The organism is Streptococcus sp. HMSC077D04, assembly GCF_001808785.1.
In the GTDB taxonomy this organism is placed as follows: domain Bacteria; phylum Bacillota; class Bacilli; order Lactobacillales; family Streptococcaceae; genus Streptococcus; species Streptococcus mitis_BX.
In genome coordinates, this window is record NZ_KV794515.1 from 1 (window position 1) to 557 (window position 557).

1 protein-coding gene is annotated in these 557 nt (G+C 41.3%); it reads left to right on the forward strand.

Features of this window, described 5'->3' with window-relative positions:
• The coding region (locus HMPREF2701_RS02660; RefSeq protein WP_186821211.1) for a DNA cytosine methyltransferase at nucleotides 1-557 on the forward strand (557 nt) is incomplete at both ends.

Genomic DNA, 557 nt, shown 5'->3' on the forward strand with positions numbered 1-557 from the left:
GCGATTCCTTGTATGACACCAGACAGATTAGACAAGAGACAAAATGGGAGACGCTTTAAGGAAAACCAAGAGCCGGTGTTTACTTTAAATACTCAGGATCGTCATGGTATTGTCGTTGTTGGAGATTTACCGACTAGCTTTAAGGAGACAGGTCGCGTCTATGGAAGCGAGGGCTTATCTCCAACACTGACTACGATGCAAGGAGGAGATAAAATTCCCAAAATACTGATTCCAGAACCAATCCAATTTCTAAAAGTCCGGGAAGCAACTAAAAAAGGGTATGCTCAAGCAGAGATTGGAGATTCAATCAATTTAGAAAGACCAAGTTCTCAGTATCGTCGTGGTAGAGTTGGAAAAGGTATAGCGAATACATTAACAACTAGTGGTCAAATGGGAGTAGTAGTGGCTAGCTATGAAGGAGAAGATAAACAAGTTTACCATGTAGCTGGTGTTTTAATAGATGGACAATTTTACCGTTTGAGAATACGACGAATCACTCCTAAAGAGTGTTTTCGACTGCAGGGCTTTCCTGATTGGGCTTTTGAAGCTGCTAGAAA